Genomic DNA, 23203 nt, shown 5'->3' with positions numbered 1-23203 from the left:
AAAACTCGCCTGTACGGCAGCGTCCGGCACAACACACAACTGCGTCAGCGGCGATATCGTCCTATGACGTATCGAACGACGGTCGGGTGGTCACTCATCACGTCGGGAATCGTCACGCTGCTACTGAAAGCACTCCCGGGTGACTCGTTGTGGTGGGGAATCGGGCTGCTACTACTGGGGATCGCGATCTTCACGGTTCGCCGGTAGCCGGCCGCCCGACCGGGACCCGGATCGGTCGCCCTTCCGGTTGACGTCAGCTGGTCCTCGAGCCGGCTGTAAGGTTCTTCTATCCTGCTGGTGAACGGCCGATACGCGAGAGGTGGTCATCGAAATGGGAGAACTTACAGTCGAGAGTCCGGCGTTCGACAATGGGGAGCGAATTCCCGCGGAGTACGGCTACACGAACGACGACGTCAACCCGCCGCTCGAGATCGATGGCGTCCCCGACGACGCCGAGTCGCTCGCGCTGATCGTGGACGATCCCGACGCGCGGGAGCCAGCCGGAAAGATCTGGGACCACTGGGTCGTCTGGAACGTTCCCCCAGAAACGACGACGATCCCCGAGGGCTGGGACGCCGCAGATGCGACCGAAGGGATGAACGATTACGGCGACCACGGCTACGGCGGCCCGAACCCGCCGGACAGGGAACACACCTACCGATTCGAACTGTACGCACTGGACGCGCCGCTCGAACTCTCCGGCGACGCCGGCGCGGACGACCTCCGGTCGGCGATGGAGGGCCACGTCCTCGAGCAGACGCGCCTCGAGGGGACGTACCCGGCTTGACACATCGCTGCTAGAATACCCAACAGCTCACTCGGCCGGTGGCTCGAGCGAGACGAATTCGAGGCCGTGTTCGGTCAGCAGCCGATTCGCGCGATCGGTCACCGACGGCGCGACCAGAATCCCGCGAACGGCAGCATTGGCGTGTAAATCCCGCTCGAGCGCATCGACGTACCGCCGAAGCTGGCTCACCGCGTCGGGGCCGACCCGGCGACGTTTCAGTTCGACCACGACTGCCCGGCCCGCGGCGTCCTCGCCGTAGATGTCGACCGCACCTGCCGGCGTGTCGCGCTCGGTCGCCAGCGGTGTAAAGCCGGTCTCAAGCAGGGTCGGCTCCTCCAAGATCCGCTGGCGGAGGTCTTCCTCGGTACCGACGAGGGCGAGGTCGTTCTCGTCGGAGCCCGACAGCGCGGAGACCTGGAAGAGTTCCTGAAATCGGACGGTGAGTCGTTCGTCCGGCGTCGATCGACGGCTCTCGAGGACGAGTGCGCCGTCGTCCGTGAAGACATCGTGGTCACAGCCCGGCGGCTGCCAGTTGACCGGCTGCTGGCCCTCGTCGGTGTGGACCAGCGCCGCGCCGTCGGGTTTGAACATGACGTGGCGGTCGCCCGCCTCGAGATAGCTCGTTGCTCGACCGTCGTAGTCGACGGTGCAGCGCCCGAAGACGGTCACGATGGCGCCGCGCTCGAATCCGCGGGCGATCACGTCGCGGGCCGCCGCCGGCGTCGGCCGCTCGACGGTCTCAGTTCGCTTGCCGTGCTCTGACTCCGTCACTGGCAGCGGTAGTGTTGGGACGAATAAAAGCCCCCCGCTGTCGGGTGGATCCACTCTCGAGCCACCGGCTCCGAGCCGGGATCGACACAAAAGATATATCATGGATCGACTACTCGCTCGAGGCACAATGTCGAACCTTTCGAGCCGCCGTGGCCTCCTCGCGCTTGCCGGAACCGGCCTCGCCGCGTCGCTCGCCGGCTGCTCCCAGCTCGACTCGATGAGTGGATCGTCGGACGACGAGTCGTCAAACGCCGTCACGCTCCAGATCAGACCCGACGAGGACGAAGAGGCGAGTCTGAGTGAGGAGATCCAAGAGGAGATCGACAGCGGGAACATCAGCCAGCAGGAGGCGCAACTGGAGTATCAGGAACGGCGACTCGAGTTGGTCGAAGCGGCCGCGACTGATTTCGAGGAGTCGACCGCGGACACCGATATCACGATCGAAGAGTCCGAAACGGCGTACGGCCTCTTTCTCGCCGCCGGCTCTGACGAGGCGATTCTGGATACGCTCCGCGATGGGGCCGCCGGTGCGATCTATTCCGGCGAGCAGTACGACGCCCTCGTCCAGCAACAGCAACAGCGAGCCCAACAGCGCGAGCAACAACGAGCACTGCTCGAGCAACAGCAAGCTGCCGGCAACGAGACGAACGATTCGACGACAGGGAACGAGACGGACGGGTAACTCGAACGCGATCGCCGTCTTTCATCCAGCTACTCAGTGTCATCGACTCATCACACTGGTCAGTGGATCTGCGAACTGATCAGTCACCGTCAGTAGCTTCATCAAAATCTTCTTTGTCTACTTGGGAGAACGATTTCCCGCCACACCTGCAACCATTTCGAGCCCCAATCGGGAGTATTTCTCCATCATCAGTGATTATGGCTGCATATGCGTTTCCGCATTGGTCACAGATGGCGAGAAGATTTCGATCTTCCCCCATGCGTTAAGAATCGCTGACTCCGCCAGACTACTTAAGTCTGACAGGGAGCTAAAACAGTTCCCGATTGATCACACCCGCGCCTGTACTGATCGTTTTTAAAACCCGTACGAAGCTTTCTCCGACACGTTCCATTTTCACAGGTTGATTGCGCTCGCGGCTTAGCGCTCTCGTCGTTCGAGCGCAAACGGACTCTCACGTTCGGTCCAGTCCCAGCCCGGCAGTCGTTCCTGAAAGCCGGCGGCCAGTGCTGCCTCGCAGTCGTCGATGCCGGCGTTTTCGTCCGCGTCACCGTGGACGTGAACGTCGGCGTAGTGGAACGTCGCCTCGCCGAGCGTCCGGAGCGGTTGGTCGCCGGCGATCGTCCCGGCCAGTTCGCGACCGAGGAGTTCGTCGACGACGAATCCTGGATAGTCGCCCTCGACATCGAGATCTCTGAGGATGGCGACCAGGGCAGCGACGTTGACTGCCAGACCGCCGTCGGCGAAGACATCGTCGACCGCCGCGCGGTACTGTGCCGTCGTCACGGCGTCGACGTCGGTCTCGAAAATCTCCCCGAGTTCGTCGCGGACGTCGTTGATGATCGGGACGACTCGATCGGCACGGGCCGCGATCCAGTCTCGTTCCTCGCTGACGCGAGCGGGCGTAACGTGCATGGGGTATCGACGACGACCACGGCTATCAAAGCTCTGAACATCTATCGCACCCGAACCGTCGATTCGGACGATTACAGCGCTCCTGGTGGCCATCAGGGGACCGGCTACGGACCCTGTCTTGCGAAGGCTTTTATACTCCGCAAAGAGTAGCCTCGAGTAAGCGGGTTCTCCCTGGAATCTTCCCGCACGAACCAGGATAACCGATCCGGGAGCGTCTTCGTCAGGCATGGAGTAGGATACGATGATCCAGGAGACGAGACGGAGTGTGAGCTACGTTGTCCGCTCTGGACGACACTCACCATCGGCGTCGACACGGCGGCCGCCGGGTGGCGGTCATCACGACACCGAATCCCGTCAATCGTCTCCGATCGCTTCCGCCCGGCCCGGCAGCGTCCTCGATCCCGGACGGCGAGTTCACGCAAGCCACATTCGGCGATTATGAGCACTGTAGAGCAGCAACTCGACGATCTCAAAGCACAGATCACGAGCGAGTTACCGAGCGATATCTCGGTCTCCTCGGTGAAATACGAAGGCCCCGAACTGGTGGTCTACACGCGCGATCCGAAGAAATTTGCCCAGCAGGGCGATCTCATTCGCCAGCTCGCGAGCAAGCTTCGCAAGCGGATCACCGTCCGGCCCGACCCCAGCGTTCTCTCGCGACCCAAGCAGGCCCGCGAGGAGATCATGGACGTCATCCCCGACGAAGCAGGGGTGACCGATCTCGACTTCCACGCCGACACCGGCGAGGTCGTCATCGAGGCCGAAAAGCCCGGTATGGTGATCGGCCGCCACGGGTCGACGCTCCGCGAAATCACGAAAAACGTCGGCTGGACGCCCGAAGTCGTCCGCACGCCGCCGATCGAATCCTCGACCGTCTCGAACGTCCGGAGCTTCCTCAAACAGGAACGCGACGAGCGCCGAGACATCTTGGAAAAGGTCGGCCGACAGATCCATCGCGAGGAGATGTCCGACGACGAGTACGTCCGCATCACCACGCTGGGGTGCTGTCGTGAAGTCGGCCGGGCCTCCTTTATTCTCTCGACGCCCGAAACCAGGATTCTCATCGACTGCGGTGACAAACCCGGCGCGGAAGGCGAAGTGCCCTATCTCCACGCACCCGAGGCACTCGGCGCTGGCCCCCAGACCATCGACGCCGTCGTCCTCACGCACGCTCACCTCGACCACTCCGCGCTCATCCCGCTTTTGTTCAAGTACGGCTACGACGGCCCCATCTACTGTACCGAGCCCACACGGGACCTGATGGGGCTGCTGACGCTCGACTATCTCGACGTCGCGGCCAAGGAAGGCCGCACGCCACCGTACGAGAGCGAACAGGTCCGCGAGGCGATCAAACACACTATCCCGCTTGAGTACGGCGACGTCACCGACATCGCGCCGGACGTCAAACTCACGTTCCACAACGCCGGTCACATTCTGGGCTCGGCCGTCTCGCACTTCCACATCGGCGACGGCCTCTACAACGTCGCCTTCTCCGGCGACATCCACTACGAGGACACCCGCCTGTTCAATGGCGCGACAAACGACTTCCCGCGGGTCGAAACGCTCGTGATGGAGTCGACCTACGGCGGTCGCAACGACTACCAGACCGATCAGGAAGACTCCGAGGAGAACCTCAAGCGAGTCATCAACGAGACCTACGAGAAAGGCGGCAAGGTCGTCATTCCGGCGTTCGCAGTGGGTCGCTCCCAGGAGATCATGCTCGTCTTGGAGGAGGCGATGCGCGAAGGGGAGATCCCCTCGATGCCAGTCCACCTCGACGGCATGATCTGGGAGGCGACGGCGATTCACACCACCTATCCCGAGTACCTTCGTGACGACCTGCGCGACCGGATCTTCCACGAGGACGAGAACCCCTTCCTCGCCGAGGAGTTCAACCACATCGACGCCGGCGAGGAAGAACGGCAAGAAGTCGCCGATGGCGACTCCTGTATCATCCTCTCGACCTCGGGGATGGTCACTGGCGGTCCGATCATGTCCTGGCTCAGCCACATCGGTCCCGACCCGGACTCGACGCTCGTCTTCGTCGGCTACCAGGCACAGGGTACCCTCGGCCGGCGCATCCAGAACGGCTGGGACGAGATTCCCACCAGCGAGGTCGGTGCCATGGGCAACGGTGGCGGCCGCGGCACCCTCTCGTTGAACATGGACGTCGAAACCGTCGACGGCTTCTCCGGCCACGCCGACCGCGCCGGCCTCGAGAACTTCGTCAAGACGATGAATCCACGCCCCGAGAAAGTCCTCTGTGTCCACGGCGACGAACGCTCCACGCAGGACCTCTCGAGTGCGCTCTATCACAACTACGACATGCGGACCTTCGCGCCGAAGAACCTCGAGACCTTCCGCTTCCTCTGAAAGCCCTCGCGAGCGCTTGGCAGCGCTCGCTCGCCCTTTCAATGTCCACCAGGCCTCCACCTGCCCTCCCCCGTGACTCGAGCGCTCGCCTCCTACTCGAGGCGAGCGCTCGAGACGGCCATGGTGGTTGATCGGTCACTGGAACAGCCGCCAGCGCTCGGGTATCTGAAACTGCGATGACAGACGGTCTACTCAGATGTGTGACGACTGCCACATAGTTATGAAGAGTCGACCGACGACACGGTTTCCTCCTGATCGGCCATCGTCGTTCCGTCACCCTCCCAGCGTTCTTCGTGGACGAGCGTCTCCATATCGAGTCGGTCGCGCCACCCTTCTTGCTGAAGGACCGGTTCCTCGGGGAAGCCGTCTTCCGGATACCCCAGACAGAGGTACGCGACCGGCTTGACGTGGGGCGGAATGTCGAGGACTTCCTGTACCTCGTAGGGGTAGAGGACGCTCACCCAGCCGACGCCGACGCCTTCGGCGCGCGCGGCCAGCCAGAGGTTCTGGACCGCGAGACACGTCGAGTAGACATCGGTGCGCTTCATCGAACTGCGACCCAGCACGTGTGGCGCGCCACGAGTCGGATCACAGGTCACGCAGATGTTGATCGGTGACTCGCGAATTCCCTCGAGTTTCAGCGCCGCGAACTCGCTTCGGCGTGGTTCCTCGTAGCCCTCGCGGGCGGCCGCGATAGCGCGCTCTGCGATCGACGCGATCTCGGTTTTGGTCTCCTCGTCGCTGATGACCACGAGGTCCCACGGCTGTGAGAAGCCGACGCTCGGCGCGTGGTGGGCGGCCTGTAGCAGTCGCTCGAGGATCTCGTCAGGAATCGGGTCGTCACGAAACCGGCGGATGTCGCGCCGGGCGTAGATCGTCTTGTACACCGCATCCCGTTCCGCGTCCGTGAATGCAACCATTGTTTCACAACTGAAACCAATATTGTATAAATCCGATGACTGGCCGCCGACGAGATGGCTCGAGCGGGACTGGCTAGAAGACACGCTACCCCCGATGAGCAGTCAGACTGTCCGGCAGCAGTCAGGAGACCACTCGAGCGCTCGGGTCGGGTGCGCTCCTTGTGAGTCGGTTTTCCGAGATGTCTTACTCGGGGGCGTCGGCCGGATCGACGACCTCGCCCGTCGCAGGATAAACGCCGACTTGGTCGCAGCTGTCGGCCACCGGGCATGCCTCAGGATCGTCCAGACAGGCTGGTTTCCGCGCGGTGCAGTACTCGCGGCCGAACTGAATCGTCGCCGTGTGGCCGAAGCCACACTTGGCCGCAGGCACGTCGCGCTCGAGAACCTCGCGAACCGTTTCGTGATCGGCGTCCGGTGGCGCGATCCCCAGCCGCCGGTAGATCCGGTGGACGTGGGTATCGACGGGAAAGACGCCGCCACGGCCACCGGCAAAGAGCAGGACGCAGTCGGCAGTCTTCGGACCGACGCCCCGAACCTCGAGGAGGGTGTCACGGACCGTTGCCGGGTCCTCGTCCTTGACGAAGGCGTCGAACGCGGGGGCGGAACCGAACGCCTCGAGCACCCACTCGGCGGTGTCGATGATGGTCTCGGACTTCTGATTGTAGAGCCCCGCCGAACTGATAGTCTCGGCGAGCGTCGACTGCTCGGCGCTGGCGAGCGATTCGGCGAGGTCGACGTCATCGCCATCGTACCGCTCGAGCAGTGCATCGTGAGCCGGCTGGCTCGCCTTGTCGCTGGTGTTCTGGCTCAGGATCGTCCGGACGAGACAGGTGAAGGCGTCCTGGCCGCCGTAGGTCTTCTGCCAGTATAGCTCGCCCAGTCGGTCGACGACCGCCTCTGCGTGAGTGTCGGCCGTCGCGGGATCGAACTCGGCGGCCGCACCGCCGCCCGCCGCGCCGCCACTGATGTTGACGGCTGGCTCCGGATCGTCGCTCATACCCAAACGGTGGGGCGGACAGGACAAAACGGCGACGGAACCGGTGGGTCTCGAGCGAGCGCTGCCAACCCGGTCACTCGACGGTGATCGTCACCGTCGCCTCGGCACCATCGGCCAGCGCCGCGACAAGGTTGCGGTCGAACCCCTCAGCCGCGAACTCGGCGCCCACCATGATCGTCCGGTCGTCGACGTAGTCGCTCGTCCGGCCGACCGCGCTTCGTTCGTTCGTCAGTTCGAGGTCGGGGTGTCCCCGTCCGGAGACCGACTCCGTGTAGCCGTCGGCCTCGACGGTGACTGTGATCGTCGCATCCGAATCCCGACAGGCCGCGACGAACTCGGGATCGAAATCAGCCGGGGCGCGATCGGCTTCGATCGCGAGAATACAGTCGCCTGCGGGCGTGAGATAGTCGTCGGTCGTCACTTCGAAGGTACTCGCGTGTTCGGCACTGACGTGCTCGTGGCCGCGAGCGTGGATGACCTCGTCCATGCGACGGAGTTCGGTGCCGGGCGGAAAACGGAATCGGATCGCGCTCGGCTCGCGCGGAATGGGAACGCAGTCTGCGAGTCGCTCAGACGAGACTCGCGCCGTCGAAGTCGCCGCGGCTGTAGTCGATCTCCAGCAAGTCGAGGATCGTCGGCGTGATATCGAAGAGGTCAGCGTCCTCGATCGCCGCCTCAGGATCGTCGATATACAGCGACGTATTATCGAAGCTGTGCATCCCGTTGCGCGGTCCCGTGGTGAAGATCTCGGAGTCGGCTTTGAACCCGGACTTCAGATCGAAGCCCTTGTTCGGAATCGCGACCAGATCGGGTGCGATGTCGTCGTGGTCGCCACGGAAGGCCGCTTCCTTCTCGACGACGCGGTCGACGACTTCGTTGCCGTCGGGTCCTTCGAGGGCCTCGAGGTCGGCTTTGAGCTGGTCGCGGACCTCGTCGTACTCGGATTCGGGAACGGAGCCGCGGGGCTCTCGTCCCTCGAGGTTGATGTAGAAGCGACCGGGGATGAACGAGTAGGCTTTCGTATCGGTCGAGATGTCGCCCAGTTCCTCGGGCTCGTCAGTCTGGAAGGAGAGCCAGCCCTCCTCGCGGAGCCACTCGTTGAAGTGGACCTCGTAGTCGAGACTGGTGAAACCGTGGTCGGAGGCGACGATCATGGTGACGTCGTCGGGCAGCGCCTCACGCAGCCGGCCGATGTAGTCGTCGACCTTCTGGTAGAACTCGATGAAGTCGTCCTTGTACTCGCCGTCGCGCTCGTAGTCCTTAAAGAGGAAGTGGTTGACCCGGTCGGTCGTCATGAAGACGCCGAAAAAGAGGTCCCAGTCGTCTTCCTCGATGTAGTGTTTGAACGCCTCGAAGCGGGCGTCGACCGTCGCGTGGGCGTCCTCGATGAACTCGGCTTTGTCGTCGTGGTGGCCGAGTTTCGGGTTGACGTCGATCCGGTAGTCGAGCGTCTCGAGGTAGTCACGAACGTCGTCGGGGTAGGCGGCCTTCTCGAGGCCGGGTGAGAGGAAGCCCGAGACCATCCGCTGGACGTCGCGCTGGGGTGGGAAGGTGACGGGGACGTTCAGGACTGTCGCCTTGCGGCCGGCCTCCTGGACCTGGTCCCAGACACGGTCGGCCTGGACGTCGCGCCCCATCGGGACGTAGGTATCGTAGGTGCCGACTTCCCGGTCCTGGAAGCCGTAGACACCGGTCTCGCCGGGGTTCTTTCCGGTCGTCAGCGACGGCCAGCAGGCGCTGGATTCCGGCGGCACGATACTCGAGATCTCGCCAGCCGTTCCGTCCTCGGCGATCGCCGCAAAGTTGGGAAACAGTTCCTCGTTCTCTGATAGGAGACTATACGGCACGCCGTCGACCCCGATAAACGCGACCCGGGGGTCGCCGTCGCCCCGTAATCGGTCGAACAGACCCATGGACGGACGTAGTTCGACCGGATACAAGAAGGTTCGTTTCCGGACAGTGTTTTGCAAATACCTGCGACAGCAACTGCCGGTTGGACAGTCGTCGCCGACTGCCGACGGGAGGACTGCTCGATCAGTGGGGGCAATAGCGGACGACGGGCACCGTGACCGGCCCGTGAGTCAGCTTCGAACCCGCTCACGGGGTTACTCGTCGCAGTCGCTCGAGTCCGCGGGCTCGAAGTTGGTCGGGACGACCGTGAGGTGGGCCATGCCGACGGCGGACTCGGCTGCGTCGTCGGCCGACGATCCCGATCGTGGGGCGGGGTTAGATGCTGCCATACAGGACTGACTACGGCAGGAGTGGCCATAAAATTACCCATGCTCATAACGCATCCGGAGACCGGCCGGAGATAACTCTGGGGAATCGACCGGTGGAGACGACGACAGAAACGAGAAACGCCGCTTTCGCGGTCGTTACTGGAAGTTCTCTTCGTAGAGGTCCTGGGCGTGCTCGATCGCGTCGTAGGCGGCCTGCTTGTCCTCCCAGCCCTGCGTCTCGACTTCTTTGCCCTCTTCTAGGTTCTTGTAGGTCTCGAAGAACTCGTCGATCTCGTCGAGTTGCTGCTGTGGGATGTCTTCGAGGTCCTCGATGTGGTCGTAGCGTGGGTCCTCACTCGGGACGGCGATGACCTTGTCGTCCTGTTCGCCGTCGTCGTCCATCTTCATCAGCGCGACGGGACGGGCCTCGATGACACAGCCGGGGAACGTCTGATCCTCGACGAGAACGAGGACGTCGAAGGGGTCCTCGTCGTCGTAATAGGACTGCGGGATGAAGCCATAGTCGCTCGGGTAGTGGACGTTGCTGTGGAGCACACGGTCGAGGACGACGCCCGGCACGTCCTTGTCGTACTCGTATTTGTTTCGCTCGCCTTTGAGACACTCGACGACAGCGTAGATCTCTTCGGGTGCGTTCGGTCCAGTCTCGAGGTCTTCCCAGAGGTTGACCATGTACCGGAACATCCGCAGTCGATCAAAAAGTACTTTCGTAATCGACTGTCAGTATTCGAGTGACGGTTGCCAGATACCCGACAGACACCGCGAAGGCCCGTTACACCCGTTTCCGGCCTCGTACCGGTCGGTCGCCGGGTGTCCGACCGGCTGATACGAAGGGATAGTTGACAAGTCTTAAATAGTCTGGTGACAATTGCACAAGTATGTCAGAGGCACAATCAATCACCGGCGAACAGAGTATTGCACGCGAACTCACGGCGTTCCAGAACAACATCCTCGTCATCCTCGCGAAAGAGCCGATGTACGGCCTCGCGATCAAACGCGAACTCGAGGACTACTATGGGACGGAAGTAAACCACGGACGTCTCTACCCCAACCTCGACGAGCTCGTCGAGCTGGGGCTGGTCGAGAAGAGCGAACTCGACAAGCGAACCAACCAGTACTCGCTGACCGACGACGGCTACGACGCCGTCCTCGACGGCATCCAGTGGACGCTCTCGAAGGTCGTCACGGGCGACGACCGCGCCGACGAGATCCGCGAGATCGTCGACGAGAGCTACTAGAATCTGCGCTCCGGGACCCGCTCTCCGGCAGCTTCGAAGACCAGCTCGATCGATTCGTCGATCATCTTCTGTTGTTTTTCTGACGGCCAGGCGTTCCTGACGAAGTACTCCGTCCGAAACTCGCCGAGTTCGTCGCCCGTCAGTGACTCGATCGGCTTCGCGTAGTGATTGCCCGCGAAATCGGCCAGAGTCGCCGCGTTATCGCCGTGGACCTCGCCGTGGGCCTCCCGCACCGTCGCGACCAGGTCGCGGTTGTGCGCCTCGACGTCGTCCCAGTCGTCCGGATCGCCCGTACCCTCGAGGGGGATCTCGACCGCGCGGTCGATGTCCTCGATGCGGTCGGTCCGGATGACGCCGTCCTCGTGCCACTCCTCGGGATGGAGAACGAGGACGTCGTCACCCTCGTCGTCGCGGATCCGGGACGTGAAGTCGTGTTCGTCGAGGAGGTCGTCGCGCCGCTGCTCGTAAGCCGTTGCCTCGTTGTCGTCGACCGCGGTGCGCTCGAGACGAGTCAGTCGCTCGACTTCGTCGACGACATCGCGGGGGAGCTCAGCGTCGTCGCTTTCGCTCGTATCATCATCCTCACCGGCGTCGATCGCGTTCGGCTCGGTCATAGGAGCGTCTACGCACACGGCCGTTTTCCGCTTGCCGATCCGTTCCGACGTGCCGGGCTCGGCGTTTCCGCGTCGCGTTCGACTGTGCCGTTCAACACACGAAACGGCTCGCGAATACTACTGGACAGCAGTCAATACGAAGCCGATCGCGAATTCACGGCCGTCACCTATGGGGACGGCCGCATACGTGCGACCGGCTTCACGTCGTTCTGTCCGGCAGTATCAATCGTCAGTGGGTTCGGGTCCGACGATGTCGAATCGTGCGCCACCGTGCTCCCCGTCGGTCAGGTGGACCGTCCAGCCGTGTGCATCGGCGACCTGTTCGACGATCGAGAGACCGTAGCCGGTCCCCGCTGTCGCCGTCGAGTAGCCGTCGCGGAACACGTCTTCCCGTTCTGCCTCGGGTACTCCCGGTCCGTCGTCCGCGACGTAGAACCCGTCCGGACGGCCCCCGACGCTGACCGACACGTCGTCGCCACCGTGTTCGATCGCATTGCGAAACAGGTTCTCGAACAGCTGCGCCAGGCGGCTTCGGTCGGCTCGAATCGTTCGATCGGTCTCGATACGCACGGTTGCGTCAGCCGTGGCGACGTGTCGCCAACAGGTCTCGGCCACCGCTTCGAGATCGACCGGTTCCAGTTCGCCGATTCCATCGCCGTCGCGTGCGAGCGTCAGGAGGTCCTCGATCAGGACGGTCATCCGCTCGTGGGCGCGACCAACGTGATCGAGGTGCTCGCTGTCACACTCCTCGCGAGCCAGCTCGAGTCGACCCTGAGCGACGTTGAGCGGGTTCCGAAGGTCGTGACTGGCGATGGACGCGAATCGCTCCAGGCGCTTCTCTCGCTTCTTCCGGCCGGTGATATCCCGTGCGATGCTCAAGACGGCCGTGTCTCCGCGGTACGGAATCAGACTGGAACTGATTTCGACGGGGATCCGCTCGCCGTCGCTGGTCTCGTGGACGGTTTCGAAGACCTGTATTTCGTCCGTCGGCATATCCGTAATGCGCGTTGTGATTTCGGCCGCCTCGAGACCGACGTCGAACTCGTGTGGCGTCATCGAGCGGAGTTCTTCCCGTGAGTACCCCATCGTCTCCACGGCGGCGTCGTTCACGGCGAGGATCGTCTCGTCGGTGTCGATGACCCACGCGGTATCGTTCATCCCATTGATCAGCGCTTCGTACTCCTCGCGGGCCCGCTGGAGCTCGCGTTCGCGCGCCGTGCGCTCCGTGATGTCCCGGCTGATGGCGACGAACCAGTTGTTCGCCTCGAGATCGAGCCGTCGTAGATGGATTTCGACCGGGAACGTCGACCCGTCCTTCCGCTGGTATTCACCATCCACTCGATGGCGGTCGCCCGGTTCCATCGCGTCCCAGATCATTCGCGCTTTCTCGGGGTCGACCTCCTGATCGAGGTCCCAGACGTTCATCTCGGTCAGTTCGGACTCGTCGTAGCCCGTCTGCTCGCACAGGCGAGGGTTCGGATCGATGATAGTGCCGTCCGTATCGTGGATGTTGATCATATCCGGCGAGTTTTCGAACAGCGCCTCGAGCCGGGCCGTGGTCTGCTCGAGTCGTGTTTCGCGCCGTTTGCGGTCGGTGATGTCCGTGATGACCCCTTCCAGTGCCTCGGGCCGCCCGTCGCCCGCGTAGAGACCGCGCCCGCGTTCCCACACCCACTTCGTGGTTCTGTCAGCCGTCACGATCCGATACGTCACTTCGAAGGTATCATCCCTCGCCAACGATTCCTGTACGGCCTCCCACGTCTCCTCTCGGTCGTCAGGATGTACCACCTCCGCGCCCCAGTTTACCTCACGTTGCTCCAGCGTGCGGGCAGCATAGCCGGTCAGCGATTCGACCTCGCCTTCGACGGTCTCCATCGGCCAGTCCGATTCGTTCCGACACCGGTAGATCATCCCCGGAAAGTTGCGTATCAGCGTCTCGAGTCCGCGCGTGCGCTCGCTTAGCAACTGCTGTGAGCGATAGGCCTCGACGGCGTTTTCGATTCGGTTCACGAGGACGGTGTACTGTCCGGTCCCGCTCTCCTTCTGGAGATAGTCGGTGACGCCAGCGGAGATCGCGTCGCTGGCGACCGCTTCGGATCCCGTTGCCGTGTAAAGGATGAACGGGAGATCCGAGTCCTCGTTCCGGACGGCCTCGAGGAATTCGATGCCGTCCCGGCCGGGCATCTCGTAGGCGGAGACGATACAGTCTACGTCGTTCTCGGCGAGGTATGTCAGCCCTTCGCTGACGTTCACAGCCGTTTCGACGTCGAAGCGGTCGTCCGCGCGCTCGAGGAACGTCCCGGTCAACTCGGTACTGTTCGAATCGTCGTCGACGTGGAGAACCCGAATCGAATCATGTCCGTCGCCCATCGTGGTGCGCAGTGCCATACGCGCGTGACGCTTAAATCGATACTGGGTCCTTACTTTCAGGACGACTGATAAATAGCCGCCGAACGGGCAATCGAGGTTCTAGGCCTGATCCAGCGCCTCGTTGACGAGGCCGTCCGCGCGCTCGTTGACTTCCCGGGGGACGTACTCGAGGGTCCACTCGTCGAACCCGGACAGCAGTTCGTGGACGGTTACGCGTTTCTCGCGGAGTTCGGGGTTGTTGGTGTCGTACTCGCCTCGGACCTGTTTGACGATCAGTTCGGAGTCGCCGCGGACGTGCACCTCGTCGTAGCCGTAGTCGCGGGCAGCCTCGAGTCCCGCGATCAGAGCCTCGTACTCGGCTTGGTTGTTCGTCGCCGTCCCGATGGTCTCGCCGTCCTCGGCGACGATGCCATCGCCCGTGACGATCACCCAGCCGATCGCGGCCGGGCCGGGGTTCCCGCGAGAGCCGCCGTCGAAGTAGACGTGGGCGCGGCCGCCGTCCTCGCGCAACAGGGCCTCGAGGTCGCGCGGGTCCGAACCCTGGATCACGATCTTGTCGTCGTAAGCGACGGCTGTCGCCCCACCACGGCTGGCCCGCCAGCGCTCGTGGTCCGTGTTCCCGGATTCGATCGTCACGTCCGCATCCTCGAGTCGCTCGCGAGCCGTCTCGACATCGCATTCGATAACCGGCATTCGTGTCCGGCATCGACCGGAATCGGATAAAGGTTTTCCGGTTCCGAATCGTAAACCTCGGGTTTGAACGCTCGTACGTGCCGTTTTCGGGCAGTACTGGTCAGGTCGGCAAAACGCTTACCAAACGTTTATATATCGTGGTGATACTACTATAAAAGTGCGATGACACGGTCCACCCGCCAGCGGGAGCGAACGCGCGAGACGGACGAGACCGAGGATCAGGAAGGGGTACGTGCCTGCCCCGAGTGTGAATCGGACAATCTCGTCAAGGACTCCGACCGGGGAGAGCTCATCTGCGAAGACTGTGGGCTCGTCGTGGAGGAGGAACAGATCGACCCCGGCCCGGAGTGGCGGGCGTTCAATCACCAGGAACGGCAGGAAAAGTCCCGCGTCGGCGCGCCGACGACCCAGACGATGCACGACAAGGGGCTGACGACGACCATCGACTGGAAAGACAAGGACGCCTACGGTCGCTCGATTTCTTCGAAAAAGCGCAGTCAGATGCACCGGCTGCGAAAGTGGCAGGAACGGATTCGAACCAAAGACGCCGGCGAGCGCAATCTCCAGTTCGCGCTCAGTGAGATCGACCGGATGGCCTCCGCGCTGGGGGTCCCACGCTCGGTCCGTGAGGTCGCGTCGGTCATCTATCGACGCGCGCTCAAAGAAGACCTCATCCGCGGGCGCTCGATCGAAGGCGTCGCGACGTCGGCGCTCTATGCCGCCTGTCGCAAGGAAGGGATCCCGCGAAGCCTCGAGGAAATCTCGGAAGTCTCCCGCGTCGAACGCAAAGAGATCGGTCGCACGTATCGATACATCTCGCAGGAACTCGGCCTCGAGATGCGTCCCGTCGACCCGAAAAAATACGTCCCGCGCTTCTGTTCTGAACTCGAACTGTCCGAAGAGGTCCAGACCAAGGCCAACGAGATCATCGAGAAGACAGCCGAGGAAGGGCTGCTGTCGGGCAAGTCACCAACGGGGTACGCTGCGGCTGCGATCTACGCTGCCTCCCTTCTCTGCAACGAGAAGAAGACCCAGCGCGAGGTCGCCGACGTCGCACAGGTGACCGAGGTGACGATCCGGAATCGGTATCAGGAACAGATCGAAGCGATGGGCATTCACGGCTAGCCGAGCGTCGTTTTCACTCCCGATTTTATCGCACAACGCCAATCGTAGCGACCGCACCGTCGCAGTAGCCGATTGCCGAACCTGGTTGACTAGTCGTCTTTTCCGACGCTGATGACCTGCAACAGTGAGTAGACGGGGACGCCCTCGAGTTCCTCGACGCCCTGTTTGTCGGCGAGGACGACGCACGCGAGCGGTTTCCCGCCTTCGGCGCGGATGGCCTCGATGGTCTCGCGCATGGTGGTCCCGCTGGTGACGATGTCGTCGACGATGTAACACTCGCGGTCACGGATACCGGCAAAATTCCGGCTGAAGGTGCCGCCGAGTTCCTCGATGTCGCCTTCCTCCCACTGGTGTTTCGCCGGCGTGTAGGTCCCGAGATCGGTCTCGAGTTCACGCGCGACCAGCGTCGCGATGGGACCGCCGGCTTTTTCGATGCCGATGGTCAGATCGACGTCTTCGCCGTGTTTGGCGAGCATGTCGGCCATCGCCGAGGCGATGTGGTTCATTCGCTTGCTGTCCCGGCCGATCGCCGACCAATCGACGTGGATGTCCTGTGGGCCGCTCACGCCGTTGGCCGGCGGCTGGGTTGGTTCCTCGGTTTGCTGGGGTGTCGTGCCGCTGCGCTCGACGAGCCAGCTCGCGGTCTCCCGCGAGACGTTCAGCTCGTCAGCGATTTCGCCCTTGGAGAGCCCCCGAGATGCGAGCTCGGCCGCGCTCTCGATGAGGTCGTCGACGTTTTTCATATAGCTGTGAATTCGACCGCCGTTTTTATAGTCGTATCGTCATCGGGGATCGCTGCCGACCCGTCGCCGGCGGCCGGAACACGCGCAGCTGCCTTGGGGAACGCCCGGTCGACCGCCTCGAGGCCATAGATCCCGGTCACGATCGCCTCGAGCAGCCAGTCGGGAAGGTCCTCGAGGGTATCGATAGCCGCCTCGAAGTGGGCGCGATTGGAGTTGACGCTGCCCACGACGGCCTTGTTCGAAAGGACGAGCTCGCGGTGGAGGTGGCCACCGTCGACCTCGAACGCCCAGTCGCCCGGGACGCCGAGGAGAGCAGCGACGCCGTTGGGTGCGAGCGCGTCGATGGACTCGAAGGCATGTTTGGCGTAGCCGGTGGCCTCGTAGACGAGATCCATCGGCTCGTAGGCGGCTGGGATCTCGGCGACTGGCGTCTCCCGGGAGTCGATGTAGGTCGCGCCGAGTCGCTCGATGACGTCGATCACCGGATGTGGCCGATCTTTCCGGCCGAGACAGTAGACGCGCTCGAAGTCGTCCGTAGCCGTGAACATCGCGGCGGTCAACAGCCCCAGCGAGCCAGTGCCGAGAACGAGTGCTGAGTCGGGTTGCCAGTCGAACGCCGACCGGGTCGCACGGGCGTGTTCGACAGCCTTCTCGGTGATACTGAGCGGCTCGACGAGAAAACCCCACTCGGCGAGGTCGGCAGGAATCGGGACGAGGTACTCGGCCGGACTCGTGATATACTCGGCCATGAACCCGTGTGCGCCGACGATCCCGCGTTCGACGTATGCACCCTCGGGAGCCATGTCGGGCTCGCCGCGCTCGAAGTACTCGTTGGTCTCGGTCCCCGGCGGCGGCCGGCGGACCGTCGGAACGACGTGCTGGCCCGCCTCGAGTCCGGTTTCGTTTGGGTCGTCGACGACACCGACAGCCTCGTGGCCGAGGACGAGCCGGTCGTCGCCGCTGGGGGGTCCGCCGTGGCTCCCTTCGATGACCTCGTAATCGGTTCCATCGACGCCCACGCGGAGGATCCGCACGAGCGCCTCGCCGGGAGCTGGTTCTGGAACGGGCCGCTCGACGACGTCTGGGACGCCCGCTCCGGGCTGGACTGCGATGGCTTTCATACCTATCCGGTAGGAACCGTGAAGGTAAATATTTATTCCTCTCCGAGTTAATCGATTCATATGAACAGTTATGACAGTCAGATGCGCTTGAACGCCGACCTAGCGTCCCGAACCGACCGCCAGCGGAAACGATTATCCGGCTGCCAATGCCTGTAGCTCACATGGAACGGTACGATCTCGTCTACCAGCTCTACGACGAGTACGACACGAAGACGCTACGAGAGTTCCAGGAGTTCGTCGACGTCTTCCCGGCCGTCGACTCCCGGGTCGCCCTCGAGCACTGGCAGGGGGCAACCGAGGAACTCGAGGAACGCAAAGACGAGATCCGGTCGTCGTTCGCGGCCGGCGAGACGTTCGCGGAGATCGCCGCACGGGCGACCCGCGACCAGGCCTTCACTGCGCTTGACCTCGAGGCGAAGTACGGCCGGGCGGTCAACGTCCTCGTCCTCGACGTCGACGAGACGCTGCGTTCTGCGGGCGGGACCGACAACGAGATCCCCCGCGAGACGCTGCACCTGCTGACCGAGTTCTACGACGCCGGCGTCCCGATCGTCATCTGTACGGGCCAGACCCTAGAGAACGTCAAGGGCTTCGCGATCCAGGGGCTGGGCAGCGAGATCGTCCACTCGGGGAACCTCTCGATCGTCTACGAGGCGGGGACGGGTGTGTTCACGCCGGGCCACGGCGCGGATACGAAACAGTTGCTCTACGAGGATCTAGAGGAGGAGATCCGAACCGTCTTCGACGACGTGCGCTCACGCGTGCTCCCGGAGGCACCGGAGGAACTCCGACGCGGCTGTCACCTGCAGGGCAACGAGTTCAACGTCACGATGAAGCCCAACTACGAGACCGGCTCGGCGGACGCCCGCGAGATCATCGACGAGGCGCTGGTCTATCTCATCGATCTGCTGGCCGACGCCGTCGGGGACACACTCGAGAACGGCAACGGCGAGTCGGCGCTCGACGACGAGACGATCACCGACTGGACTCGCGCCTTCTACGCCGCACAGGATCCCGAGCTCAGGGCGGTCCTCGAGAGCGAGGGTTCTTACCCCGACCTCGACGCCGATGCGGTGCCCGACGCACTCACGGCGGTCCTAGAGCGGATCGACGTCGCCTACTACGAGGCCGACGCGGCCGAAATCGGCAGTCTCGAGCTGAATAAGGTGGTCGGCGTCGAGCGCGCGCTGGACGTCCTCGGGGTCGACGACCCGTTCGCGCTCGTGATGGGCGACTCCAAGAGCGACCTCCGCGTCATGGAATGGGTTGCCGAAAACGACGCCGGCATCGCGGCTGCCCCCGAACACGCCTCCCAGGACACCCTGGAACACGTCCTCGAGACGGACGAACTCGTCTTCGATCGTGGGAAAAGCGTCGACGTGCTCCGGACGGTGTACGCGCTCAACCGGCTGGCCCGGCTCAGCTAAGCAACACCCCAGGTCGCAACCGCCGGCATCCCCGTTCTACAACGGTCTCCAGACCGTCACGAGCCGTGACGCGCTGTTTTAAACAGCCGGCACACAAAGGCCCGCCCATCAATCCGATTCGAGTCCTGTATATTCCCAGCGCGACCACGACAGGAGCGTCGTTCGCGACCGGCTTCGACACCACGAGGTGCATTACTGATGACGACGATCGCAGAACTCTCACTTTCAGTGGCCGAGTTCGCACTCGCACAGACAGTCGAGCAACGGCCGACCCTCGAGGTTCGCGTCGAAAGCGTCGTCGCGGAGGGGCCGACGCGGACTGCACCGCTCGTCTGGTTCTCGAACGTCGACCCCGACGAACTCGAGCCAGCCCTCGAGTCGGACCCGACCGTCGCCGAATATCGACAGTTGCTCGAGCGCACCGCCGAGGGCAACCTGTTCTATCGGCTCGAGTACGCCGAGACCGCCGAGTCAGTCTGTCGGTGTGTCTACAGCCACGACGGAACGGTCCTCGACGCACACGTCCGCGACGAGCGCTGGACGCTCCGGCTGCTCTTTCCCCATCGTGAGGAGCTGGCAGCAGCCGTCACAGCGATCGAAGACCACGGCGTCAGTATCGACGTCAGACGCATGGTCGAAGCCGGGCAAGACGAGCAGTTCGAGACGACGGCGGCGCTGACCGAACCTCAACAGGAGGCGATCGCCGAGGCCTATCGCCAGGGCTACTACGACGTGCCACGCGAGATCTCGCTCGAGGAACTCGCGAACGAGCTCGACATCTCCCATCAGGCGCTCTCCGAGCGGCTGCGACGGGCGAACCGCGTCCTCGCGGGCGAACAGGTCGACGAGTCGGCAGGCGAGGTCGCAACGCCGGACTGAGACGGTCTGCTGTCCCGCTGTCCCGGTGGCAGGACGGGTCGCGGGTGCGCCGGAACCGACTGACAGGAGTCCGTACGACGGCGAGTACGATAGTCGGCGGGCGTTTTTTGGCCATGCTCGACGGAGAAGGCGATATGTCGCATCACGATCCCGGCGCTGCCGATCCATTATCGCTTCACGGCGTCGTGCCGCCGACCGTCACCGCGTTCGAAAACGACGAGTCCGTCGACTACGAGGGGACGGCCGCCCACGCCAGGTTCGTCGTCGACCGCGGCGCTCACGGCGTCTTCCCCCTGGGGACCAACGGCGAGTTTCCGCTACTCTCGGGCGAGGAACGCGACCGGGTCGTCGAGGCCGTCGTCGACGAAGTCGGCGACGAAGTACCGGTCATCGCCGGCGTCGGCGCACCGAGTACCTACCGAACCGTCGCCCACGCCGAGCACGCCGAGTCCGTCGGCGCGGACGGGATCGTCGTCGTCACGCCGTACTACTACCCGCTGGACTACGAGGGAGCCATCGAACACTACCGCCGCGTCGCCGAGGCCGTCTCCGTCCCGGTCTACATCTACCACATTCCGAGCAAGACCGGCAACGAACTCTCGCTCGAGACACTGTCCGCCCTCGCAGAGCTCGATACCGTCGCAGGGGTCAAAGACTCGAGCAAGAACGTGCCGTGGCTCGCCCAGGCGATCGACGCCAATCCCGACCTGACCTTCCTTGCGGGTTCTGACTCGCTGGTCTTCACCGGGCTCGAGGTGGGCTGTTCGGGCGCAGTCAGTGCCATCGCGAACGCCTTCCCGGAACTCGTCGTCGACTGCTACGAGGCCTACGATGCGGGCGACGAGGACCGCGCACGCGAGCTCCAGAGCACACTCTTCCAGATTCGAGATGCGTTCAAGGCCGGCGGCGCGTACATGTCCGGCGTCAAGACGGCCCTACGGCTCCGTGGCTTCGACGCCGGCCCGTTGCGCAGCCCGCTGCGGCTGAAAGACGAGGCCCACACCGCAGAACTCAAGGACCGGCTCGCGGAACTCGACGTCGACCTCGACGGGCACTAAGCGTCCGGTACCGGGCCGCGAGAACGGGTGATCGCGCTCGTTCGCGCCGTTCCCGTGAGCACGAGGACGGTCTCGGCGTCGTCCGATCGCTCGACCGTGTACGTATCGAGCGTGGGAAACGCGTCGTCGGCGACGTCACGATTCGTTTCGACGAACCCCTGCAGCGCCTCGAGATCGGCGGCGGCAGCCGACTCGTAGCAGAATGCGTCGGTGACCTCGGTCGTTGCACCGTCGACCGTGAGCGATCGCGTCGTTCCGACCAGCCCGGTCTGCCACTCCCAGTCGTACGCCGGTTCCCGGACTGGATCTCGCGGCGGCAAGACGGTTCCGTTCGCGAACTGGCCCGATCCGCGCTCGGCGAGGAGGGGCGCCGCGTGTTCGTCGTTGCCCCACCGACGACCGCCGTCGGTCCCGCCCTCGCCGTCTCGTGCCCAGCGGGCCTCGAGGACGTACTCGAGCATCTTCTCGGGGTCGATCCAGACGTCGCCGACCGTTCGCACCAGGTAATCGTCCCGAACGGCAAACCTGAAGCTTCCGAGTTCGTACAGATCGAACCCGCGTGCCGTCCCCGTGACAGCCACGTCGCCGTTCGAGTCGTCCTCGAGGTGGGCTTCGACCGCGTCGGGGTCGAACGATCCCGCGAGGACGTGGACCTCGGGACGGAGCGTTTCCTCGACGTCCGCGCCCGCCTCGGGATTGTAGACGTCGAGCCACCAGTCGACGTGCTGGACGAGTTGCCAGTCGAGGTCCATCGCTGGCACGTCGAACGCGTCCCGCACCAGTCGTCCCCAGAGGTCCTCGTAGGAGAGCCGGTCGTCGTGTTCGAACACGATCGCCGGCTCCTGATACCGAAATCGCCGTTCGCGGAACTCACGGTCACGAATCTCGTAGGCGTCGCGGACGAGATCCGACGGCTCCGGATCGGCAAGCCACGCTTCGATCGACGGGTCCGGTTCGTCCTCGTCATCGCCGAGCAGCGGTAGGTTGCTCGTACACCCGCACAGGCCGATCGTTCCGAGCGTCGTCAGTCCAGCCCCGCCAGTTCGAATAAATTATCGTCGTGACGAACAGTTCTTCATCGATCGCACCACATTATTGAAAATCGAAAAGTGTTGTGATAGTAATCAGTTCTCCGGCTGCCGTGAAGAACTGCCTCGCTATCTCCCGAATCGAGGCGTGTTCGCTCGCCGTCCGAACCGTGAGCGGTCGGCGAACTCATCCGCCACCTCGGAACCGGGTCCGAAACCGTCACGTTCTCGCAGGCGTACTAGCACTCGTGACCGGATACGACGCCGTCGTCTACGATCTGGATGGAACGCTCGTCGAGCTCGACGTCGACTGGGACGCCGTCGCCGTCGACGTTCGCGAGATCTATCACCGTGCAGACGTCGAGCCGCCGGGCGACGGGCTCTGGGGAATGCTCGAGGCTGCCGGTGACGTCGGGTTGGCATCGGACGTGGAGTCCGCCATCGCAGCCCACGAGCACGACGGGGCGCGGACATCGAATCGACTCGCCCACGCGGACGACCTTCTCGAGCGGTCGCTGCCGGCGGGCGTCTGTTCGCTCAACTGCGAGCGGGCCTGTCGGATCGCGCTCGAGGAACATGCCCTCGCCCCGGCGGTCGATGCCGTCGTCGGCCGCGACACGGTTGGGACGTGGAAACCGGACCCGGAACCGTTGCTCGCGACCGTCCGTGAACTCGACGCTGATCCAGAGCAGGCGCTGTTTATCGGAGACTCAGCACGAGACCAGCGGACCGCAGAACGAGCGGGTGTCGACTTCGAATACGTCGGCGAGGGTCCATCTGGCGTGTGATGCAGTCCGTTGTCACTGGTACCGGGGCACCCCGCACGGCGAGTCGCGGGTGCGCCGGAACGGACTGACAGGCGCTCGGATGAGACCAGCGGATCATGGACGCGGATCGACTACGTCTGTTTTCGTTTCGCGTAGGCGAACACGATGAGCGACGTGACCAGCCAGACGGGCGCACCGACGCGGATCGCGAACTCCGCGCGGTCGGTCCACGTCGGCAGGGTCGCGGCCGTCGACAGTATGGCGACGATCGGCGCGCCGATCAGGATCGTGATGACGAAGGTCATCTGCATGACCCAGCCGTAGTCGACGCCGTCGGGTGTGGTCGTTTCGACACGTTCAGGCACGCTCGAGTATGGCAACCCGGCCCTCTTAAGCGCCGCGGGTGTGGCCGCAGGTGGCGCGAGAAGAACAACGACGTTTAATCACGCGCGACCAACCTG

General features: G+C 63.6%; 26 protein-coding genes. 11 read left to right on the top strand and 15 right to left on the bottom strand.

The features are described from left to right. The first annotated feature begins 63 nt into the window (after positions 1–63). Positions 64–207 carry a hypothetical protein gene (locus ACFR99_RS00840; protein WP_390283363.1) on the top strand — a complete coding sequence of 48 codons (144 nt, stop codon included), beginning with the start codon at positions 64–66 and terminating at the stop codon, positions 205–207. A 124-nt stretch (positions 208–331) separates the two neighbouring features. Next, a complete protein-coding gene (locus ACFR99_RS00835) occupies positions 332–787 on the top strand; it encodes a YbhB/YbcL family Raf kinase inhibitor-like protein (RefSeq protein ID WP_390283360.1) in 456 nt (151 codons plus the stop codon). 27 nt (positions 788–814) lie between these two features. On the opposite strand, the gene nucS is transcribed toward ACFR99_RS00835, so the two are convergent. Further along, on the bottom strand, positions 815–1558 hold the full coding sequence (nucS, locus tag ACFR99_RS00830) for an endonuclease NucS (protein ID WP_390283358.1): 744 nt from the start codon (positions 1556–1558) through the stop codon (positions 815–817). A 127-nt stretch (positions 1559–1685) separates the two neighbouring features. On the opposite strand from nucS, the gene ACFR99_RS00825 reads away from it, so the two are divergent. Beyond that, positions 1686–2240 (top strand): hypothetical protein, encoded by a 555-nt coding sequence (locus tag ACFR99_RS00825; RefSeq protein WP_390283355.1) that lies wholly within the window; start codon positions 1686–1688, stop codon positions 2238–2240. A 417-nt stretch (positions 2241–2657) separates the two neighbouring features. On the opposite strand, the gene ACFR99_RS00820 is transcribed toward ACFR99_RS00825, so the two are convergent. After that, the gene (locus ACFR99_RS00820; RefSeq protein ID WP_390283352.1) at positions 2658–3152 is read right to left on the bottom strand and encodes a hypothetical protein; all 495 of its coding nucleotides are present in this window, start codon (positions 3150–3152) and stop codon (positions 2658–2660) included. A gap of 438 nt (positions 3153–3590) precedes the next feature. On the opposite strand from ACFR99_RS00820, the gene ACFR99_RS00815 reads away from it, so the two are divergent. Beyond that, positions 3591–5525 (top strand): beta-CASP ribonuclease aCPSF1, encoded by a 1935-nt coding sequence (locus tag ACFR99_RS00815; RefSeq protein ID WP_390283349.1) that lies wholly within the window; start codon positions 3591–3593, stop codon positions 5523–5525. 218 nt (positions 5526–5743) lie between these two features. On the opposite strand, the gene bluB is transcribed toward ACFR99_RS00815, so the two are convergent. The 6 genes from bluB to ACFR99_RS00785 form a co-directional block, all read right to left on the bottom strand. Next, the gene (gene bluB, locus ACFR99_RS00810; protein ID WP_390283347.1) at positions 5744–6445 is read right to left on the bottom strand and encodes a 5,6-dimethylbenzimidazole synthase; all 702 of its coding nucleotides are present in this window, start codon (positions 6443–6445) and stop codon (positions 5744–5746) included. 184 nt (positions 6446–6629) lie between these two features. After that, the gene (locus ACFR99_RS00805; protein WP_390283345.1) at positions 6630–7442 is read right to left on the bottom strand and encodes an endonuclease III domain-containing protein; all 813 of its coding nucleotides are present in this window, start codon (positions 7440–7442) and stop codon (positions 6630–6632) included. A 73-nt stretch (positions 7443–7515) separates the two neighbouring features. Next, entirely contained in the window at positions 7516–7929 is a 414-nt protein-coding gene (locus tag ACFR99_RS00800; protein ID WP_390283343.1) for a DUF371 domain-containing protein, read from the bottom strand. A gap of 82 nt (positions 7930–8011) precedes the next feature. Further along, the gene (locus ACFR99_RS00795) at positions 8012–9355 is read right to left on the bottom strand and encodes an alkaline phosphatase family protein (RefSeq protein WP_390283341.1); all 1344 of its coding nucleotides are present in this window, start codon (positions 9353–9355) and stop codon (positions 8012–8014) included. 192 nt (positions 9356–9547) lie between these two features. After that, positions 9548–9682, bottom strand: a complete 135-nt coding sequence (locus ACFR99_RS00790; RefSeq protein ID WP_390283339.1) for a hypothetical protein — start codon at positions 9680–9682, stop codon at positions 9548–9550. 135 nt (positions 9683–9817) lie between these two features. Then, on the bottom strand, positions 9818–10351 hold the full coding sequence (locus ACFR99_RS00785) for an inorganic diphosphatase (protein WP_390283337.1): 534 nt from the start codon (positions 10349–10351) through the stop codon (positions 9818–9820). Positions 10352–10557: 206 nt separating this feature from the next. Here ACFR99_RS00785 and ACFR99_RS00780 point away from each other — a divergent pair, with 206 nt between their 5' ends. Further along, positions 10558–10917 (top strand): PadR family transcriptional regulator, encoded by a 360-nt coding sequence (locus ACFR99_RS00780; protein WP_390283335.1) that lies wholly within the window; start codon positions 10558–10560, stop codon positions 10915–10917. On the opposite strand, the gene ACFR99_RS00775 is transcribed toward ACFR99_RS00780, so the two are convergent. From ACFR99_RS00775 to rnhA, 3 genes are all read right to left on the bottom strand, one after another. Next, the gene (locus tag ACFR99_RS00775; RefSeq protein ID WP_390283333.1) at positions 10914–11531 is read right to left on the bottom strand and encodes a DUF7108 family protein; all 618 of its coding nucleotides are present in this window, start codon (positions 11529–11531) and stop codon (positions 10914–10916) included. The genes ACFR99_RS00780 and ACFR99_RS00775 overlap by 4 nt on opposite strands. Before the next feature lie 222 nt (positions 11532–11753). Continuing rightward, on the bottom strand, positions 11754–13919 hold the full coding sequence (locus tag ACFR99_RS00770; RefSeq protein WP_390283331.1) for a PAS domain S-box protein: 2166 nt from the start codon (positions 13917–13919) through the stop codon (positions 11754–11756). 81 nt (positions 13920–14000) lie between these two features. Further along, positions 14001–14594, bottom strand: a complete 594-nt coding sequence (gene rnhA / locus ACFR99_RS00765) for a ribonuclease HI (RefSeq protein WP_390283329.1) — start codon at positions 14592–14594, stop codon at positions 14001–14003. 162 nt (positions 14595–14756) lie between these two features. Between rnhA and ACFR99_RS00760 the strand changes: the two genes are divergently transcribed. Next, on the top strand, positions 14757–15719 hold the full coding sequence (locus ACFR99_RS00760; RefSeq protein ID WP_006184711.1) for a transcription initiation factor IIB: 963 nt from the start codon (positions 14757–14759) through the stop codon (positions 15717–15719). Between the two features lie 89 nt (positions 15720–15808). Here the strand turns inward: ACFR99_RS00760 and gfcR are convergent, their stop codons facing one another. Continuing rightward, a complete protein-coding gene (gfcR, locus tag ACFR99_RS00755; RefSeq protein ID WP_390283327.1) occupies positions 15809–16462 on the bottom strand; it encodes a transcriptional regulator GfcR in 654 nt (217 codons plus the stop codon). Continuing rightward, positions 16459–17583: a glucose 1-dehydrogenase gene (locus ACFR99_RS00750; RefSeq protein ID WP_390283325.1), complete on the bottom strand. Its 1125-nt coding sequence runs from the start codon at positions 17581–17583 to the stop codon at positions 16459–16461. The genes gfcR and ACFR99_RS00750 overlap by 4 nt, the downstream gene beginning before the upstream one ends. Positions 17584–17744: 161 nt before the next feature. Between ACFR99_RS00750 and ACFR99_RS00745 the strand changes: the two genes are divergently transcribed. From ACFR99_RS00745 to ACFR99_RS00735, 3 genes are all read left to right on the top strand, one after another. Continuing rightward, positions 17745–19010 carry an HAD family hydrolase gene (locus ACFR99_RS00745; protein WP_390283323.1) on the top strand — a complete coding sequence of 422 codons (1266 nt, stop codon included), beginning with the start codon at positions 17745–17747 and terminating at the stop codon, positions 19008–19010. Between the two features lie 198 nt (positions 19011–19208). After that, positions 19209–19889 (top strand): helix-turn-helix domain-containing protein, encoded by a 681-nt coding sequence (locus ACFR99_RS00740; protein ID WP_390283321.1) that lies wholly within the window; start codon positions 19209–19211, stop codon positions 19887–19889. Between the two features lie 134 nt (positions 19890–20023). Then, positions 20024–20947: a dihydrodipicolinate synthase family protein gene (locus ACFR99_RS00735; protein WP_390284146.1), complete on the top strand. Its 924-nt coding sequence runs from the start codon at positions 20024–20026 to the stop codon at positions 20945–20947. Here ACFR99_RS00735 and ACFR99_RS00730 read toward each other — a convergent pair. Beyond that, positions 20944–21777 carry a hypothetical protein gene (locus ACFR99_RS00730; protein ID WP_390283319.1) on the bottom strand — a complete coding sequence of 278 codons (834 nt, stop codon included), beginning with the start codon at positions 21775–21777 and terminating at the stop codon, positions 20944–20946. The two genes, ACFR99_RS00735 and ACFR99_RS00730, sit on opposite strands and share 4 nt — an antisense overlap. Between ACFR99_RS00730 and ACFR99_RS00725 the strand changes: the two genes are divergently transcribed. Both ACFR99_RS00725 and ACFR99_RS00720 read left to right on the top strand, forming a co-directional pair. After that, a complete protein-coding gene (locus tag ACFR99_RS00725) occupies positions 21766–21930 on the top strand; it encodes a hypothetical protein (protein ID WP_390283317.1) in 165 nt (54 codons plus the stop codon). The two genes, ACFR99_RS00730 and ACFR99_RS00725, sit on opposite strands and share 12 nt — an antisense overlap. A gap of 293 nt (positions 21931–22223) precedes the next feature. After that, positions 22224–22763, top strand: coding sequence for an HAD family hydrolase (locus ACFR99_RS00720; protein ID WP_390283315.1), 540 nt, complete (start codon positions 22224–22226; stop codon positions 22761–22763). A 110-nt stretch (positions 22764–22873) separates the two neighbouring features. Here the strand turns inward: ACFR99_RS00720 and ACFR99_RS00715 are convergent, their stop codons facing one another. Continuing rightward, positions 22874–23107 (bottom strand): DUF5822 domain-containing protein, encoded by a 234-nt coding sequence (locus ACFR99_RS00715; protein ID WP_390283313.1) that lies wholly within the window; start codon positions 23105–23107, stop codon positions 22874–22876. Positions 23108–23203 lie beyond the last annotated feature (96 nt).

The sequence above is a fragment of the Haloarchaeobius amylolyticus genome (assembly GCF_042678045.1).
Classification (GTDB): Archaea; Halobacteriota; Halobacteria; order Halobacteriales; family Natrialbaceae; genus Natrinema; species Natrinema amylolyticus_A.
This window is presented reverse-complemented; position numbering and strand designations above follow the sequence as displayed.

Coding starts and splice junctions, on each gene's coding strand:
- ACFR99_RS00840 (WP_390283363.1), top strand. CDS start 64: ATGACGTATCGAACGACGGTCGGGTGGTCACTCATCACGTCGGGAATC.
- ACFR99_RS00835 (WP_390283360.1), top strand. CDS start 332: ATGGGAGAACTTACAGTCGAGAGTCCGGCGTTCGACAATGGGGAGCGA.
- ACFR99_RS00825 (WP_390283355.1), top strand. CDS start 1,686: ATGTCGAACCTTTCGAGCCGCCGTGGCCTCCTCGCGCTTGCCGGAACC.
- ACFR99_RS00820 (WP_390283352.1), bottom strand. CDS start 3,152: ATGCACGTTACGCCCGCTCGCGTCAGCGAGGAACGAGACTGGATCGCG.
- ACFR99_RS00815 (WP_390283349.1), top strand. CDS start 3,591: ATGAGCACTGTAGAGCAGCAACTCGACGATCTCAAAGCACAGATCACG.
- bluB (WP_390283347.1), bottom strand. CDS start 6,445: ATGGTTGCATTCACGGACGCGGAACGGGATGCGGTGTACAAGACGATC.
- ACFR99_RS00805 (WP_390283345.1), bottom strand. CDS start 7,442: ATGAGCGACGATCCGGAGCCAGCCGTCAACATCAGTGGCGGCGCGGCG.
- ACFR99_RS00800 (WP_390283343.1), bottom strand. CDS start 7,929: ATGGACGAGGTCATCCACGCTCGCGGCCACGAGCACGTCAGTGCCGAA.
- ACFR99_RS00795 (WP_390283341.1), bottom strand. CDS start 9,355: ATGGGTCTGTTCGACCGATTACGGGGCGACGGCGACCCCCGGGTCGCG.
- ACFR99_RS00790 (WP_390283339.1), bottom strand. CDS start 9,682: ATGGCAGCATCTAACCCCGCCCCACGATCGGGATCGTCGGCCGACGAC.
- ACFR99_RS00785 (WP_390283337.1), bottom strand. CDS start 10,351: ATGGTCAACCTCTGGGAAGACCTCGAGACTGGACCGAACGCACCCGAA.
- ACFR99_RS00780 (WP_390283335.1), top strand. CDS start 10,558: ATGTCAGAGGCACAATCAATCACCGGCGAACAGAGTATTGCACGCGAA.
- ACFR99_RS00775 (WP_390283333.1), bottom strand. CDS start 11,531: ATGACCGAGCCGAACGCGATCGACGCCGGTGAGGATGATGATACGAGC.
- ACFR99_RS00770 (WP_390283331.1), bottom strand. CDS start 13,919: ATGGCACTGCGCACCACGATGGGCGACGGACATGATTCGATTCGGGTT.
- rnhA (WP_390283329.1), bottom strand. CDS start 14,594: ATGCCGGTTATCGAATGCGATGTCGAGACGGCTCGCGAGCGACTCGAG.
- ACFR99_RS00760 (WP_006184711.1), top strand. CDS start 14,757: ATGACACGGTCCACCCGCCAGCGGGAGCGAACGCGCGAGACGGACGAG.
- gfcR (WP_390283327.1), bottom strand. CDS start 16,462: ATGAAAAACGTCGACGACCTCATCGAGAGCGCGGCCGAGCTCGCATCT.
- ACFR99_RS00750 (WP_390283325.1), bottom strand. CDS start 17,583: ATGAAAGCCATCGCAGTCCAGCCCGGAGCGGGCGTCCCAGACGTCGTC.
- ACFR99_RS00745 (WP_390283323.1), top strand. CDS start 17,745: ATGGAACGGTACGATCTCGTCTACCAGCTCTACGACGAGTACGACACG.
- ACFR99_RS00740 (WP_390283321.1), top strand. CDS start 19,209: ATGACGACGATCGCAGAACTCTCACTTTCAGTGGCCGAGTTCGCACTC.
- ACFR99_RS00735 (WP_390284146.1), top strand. CDS start 20,024: ATGTCGCATCACGATCCCGGCGCTGCCGATCCATTATCGCTTCACGGC.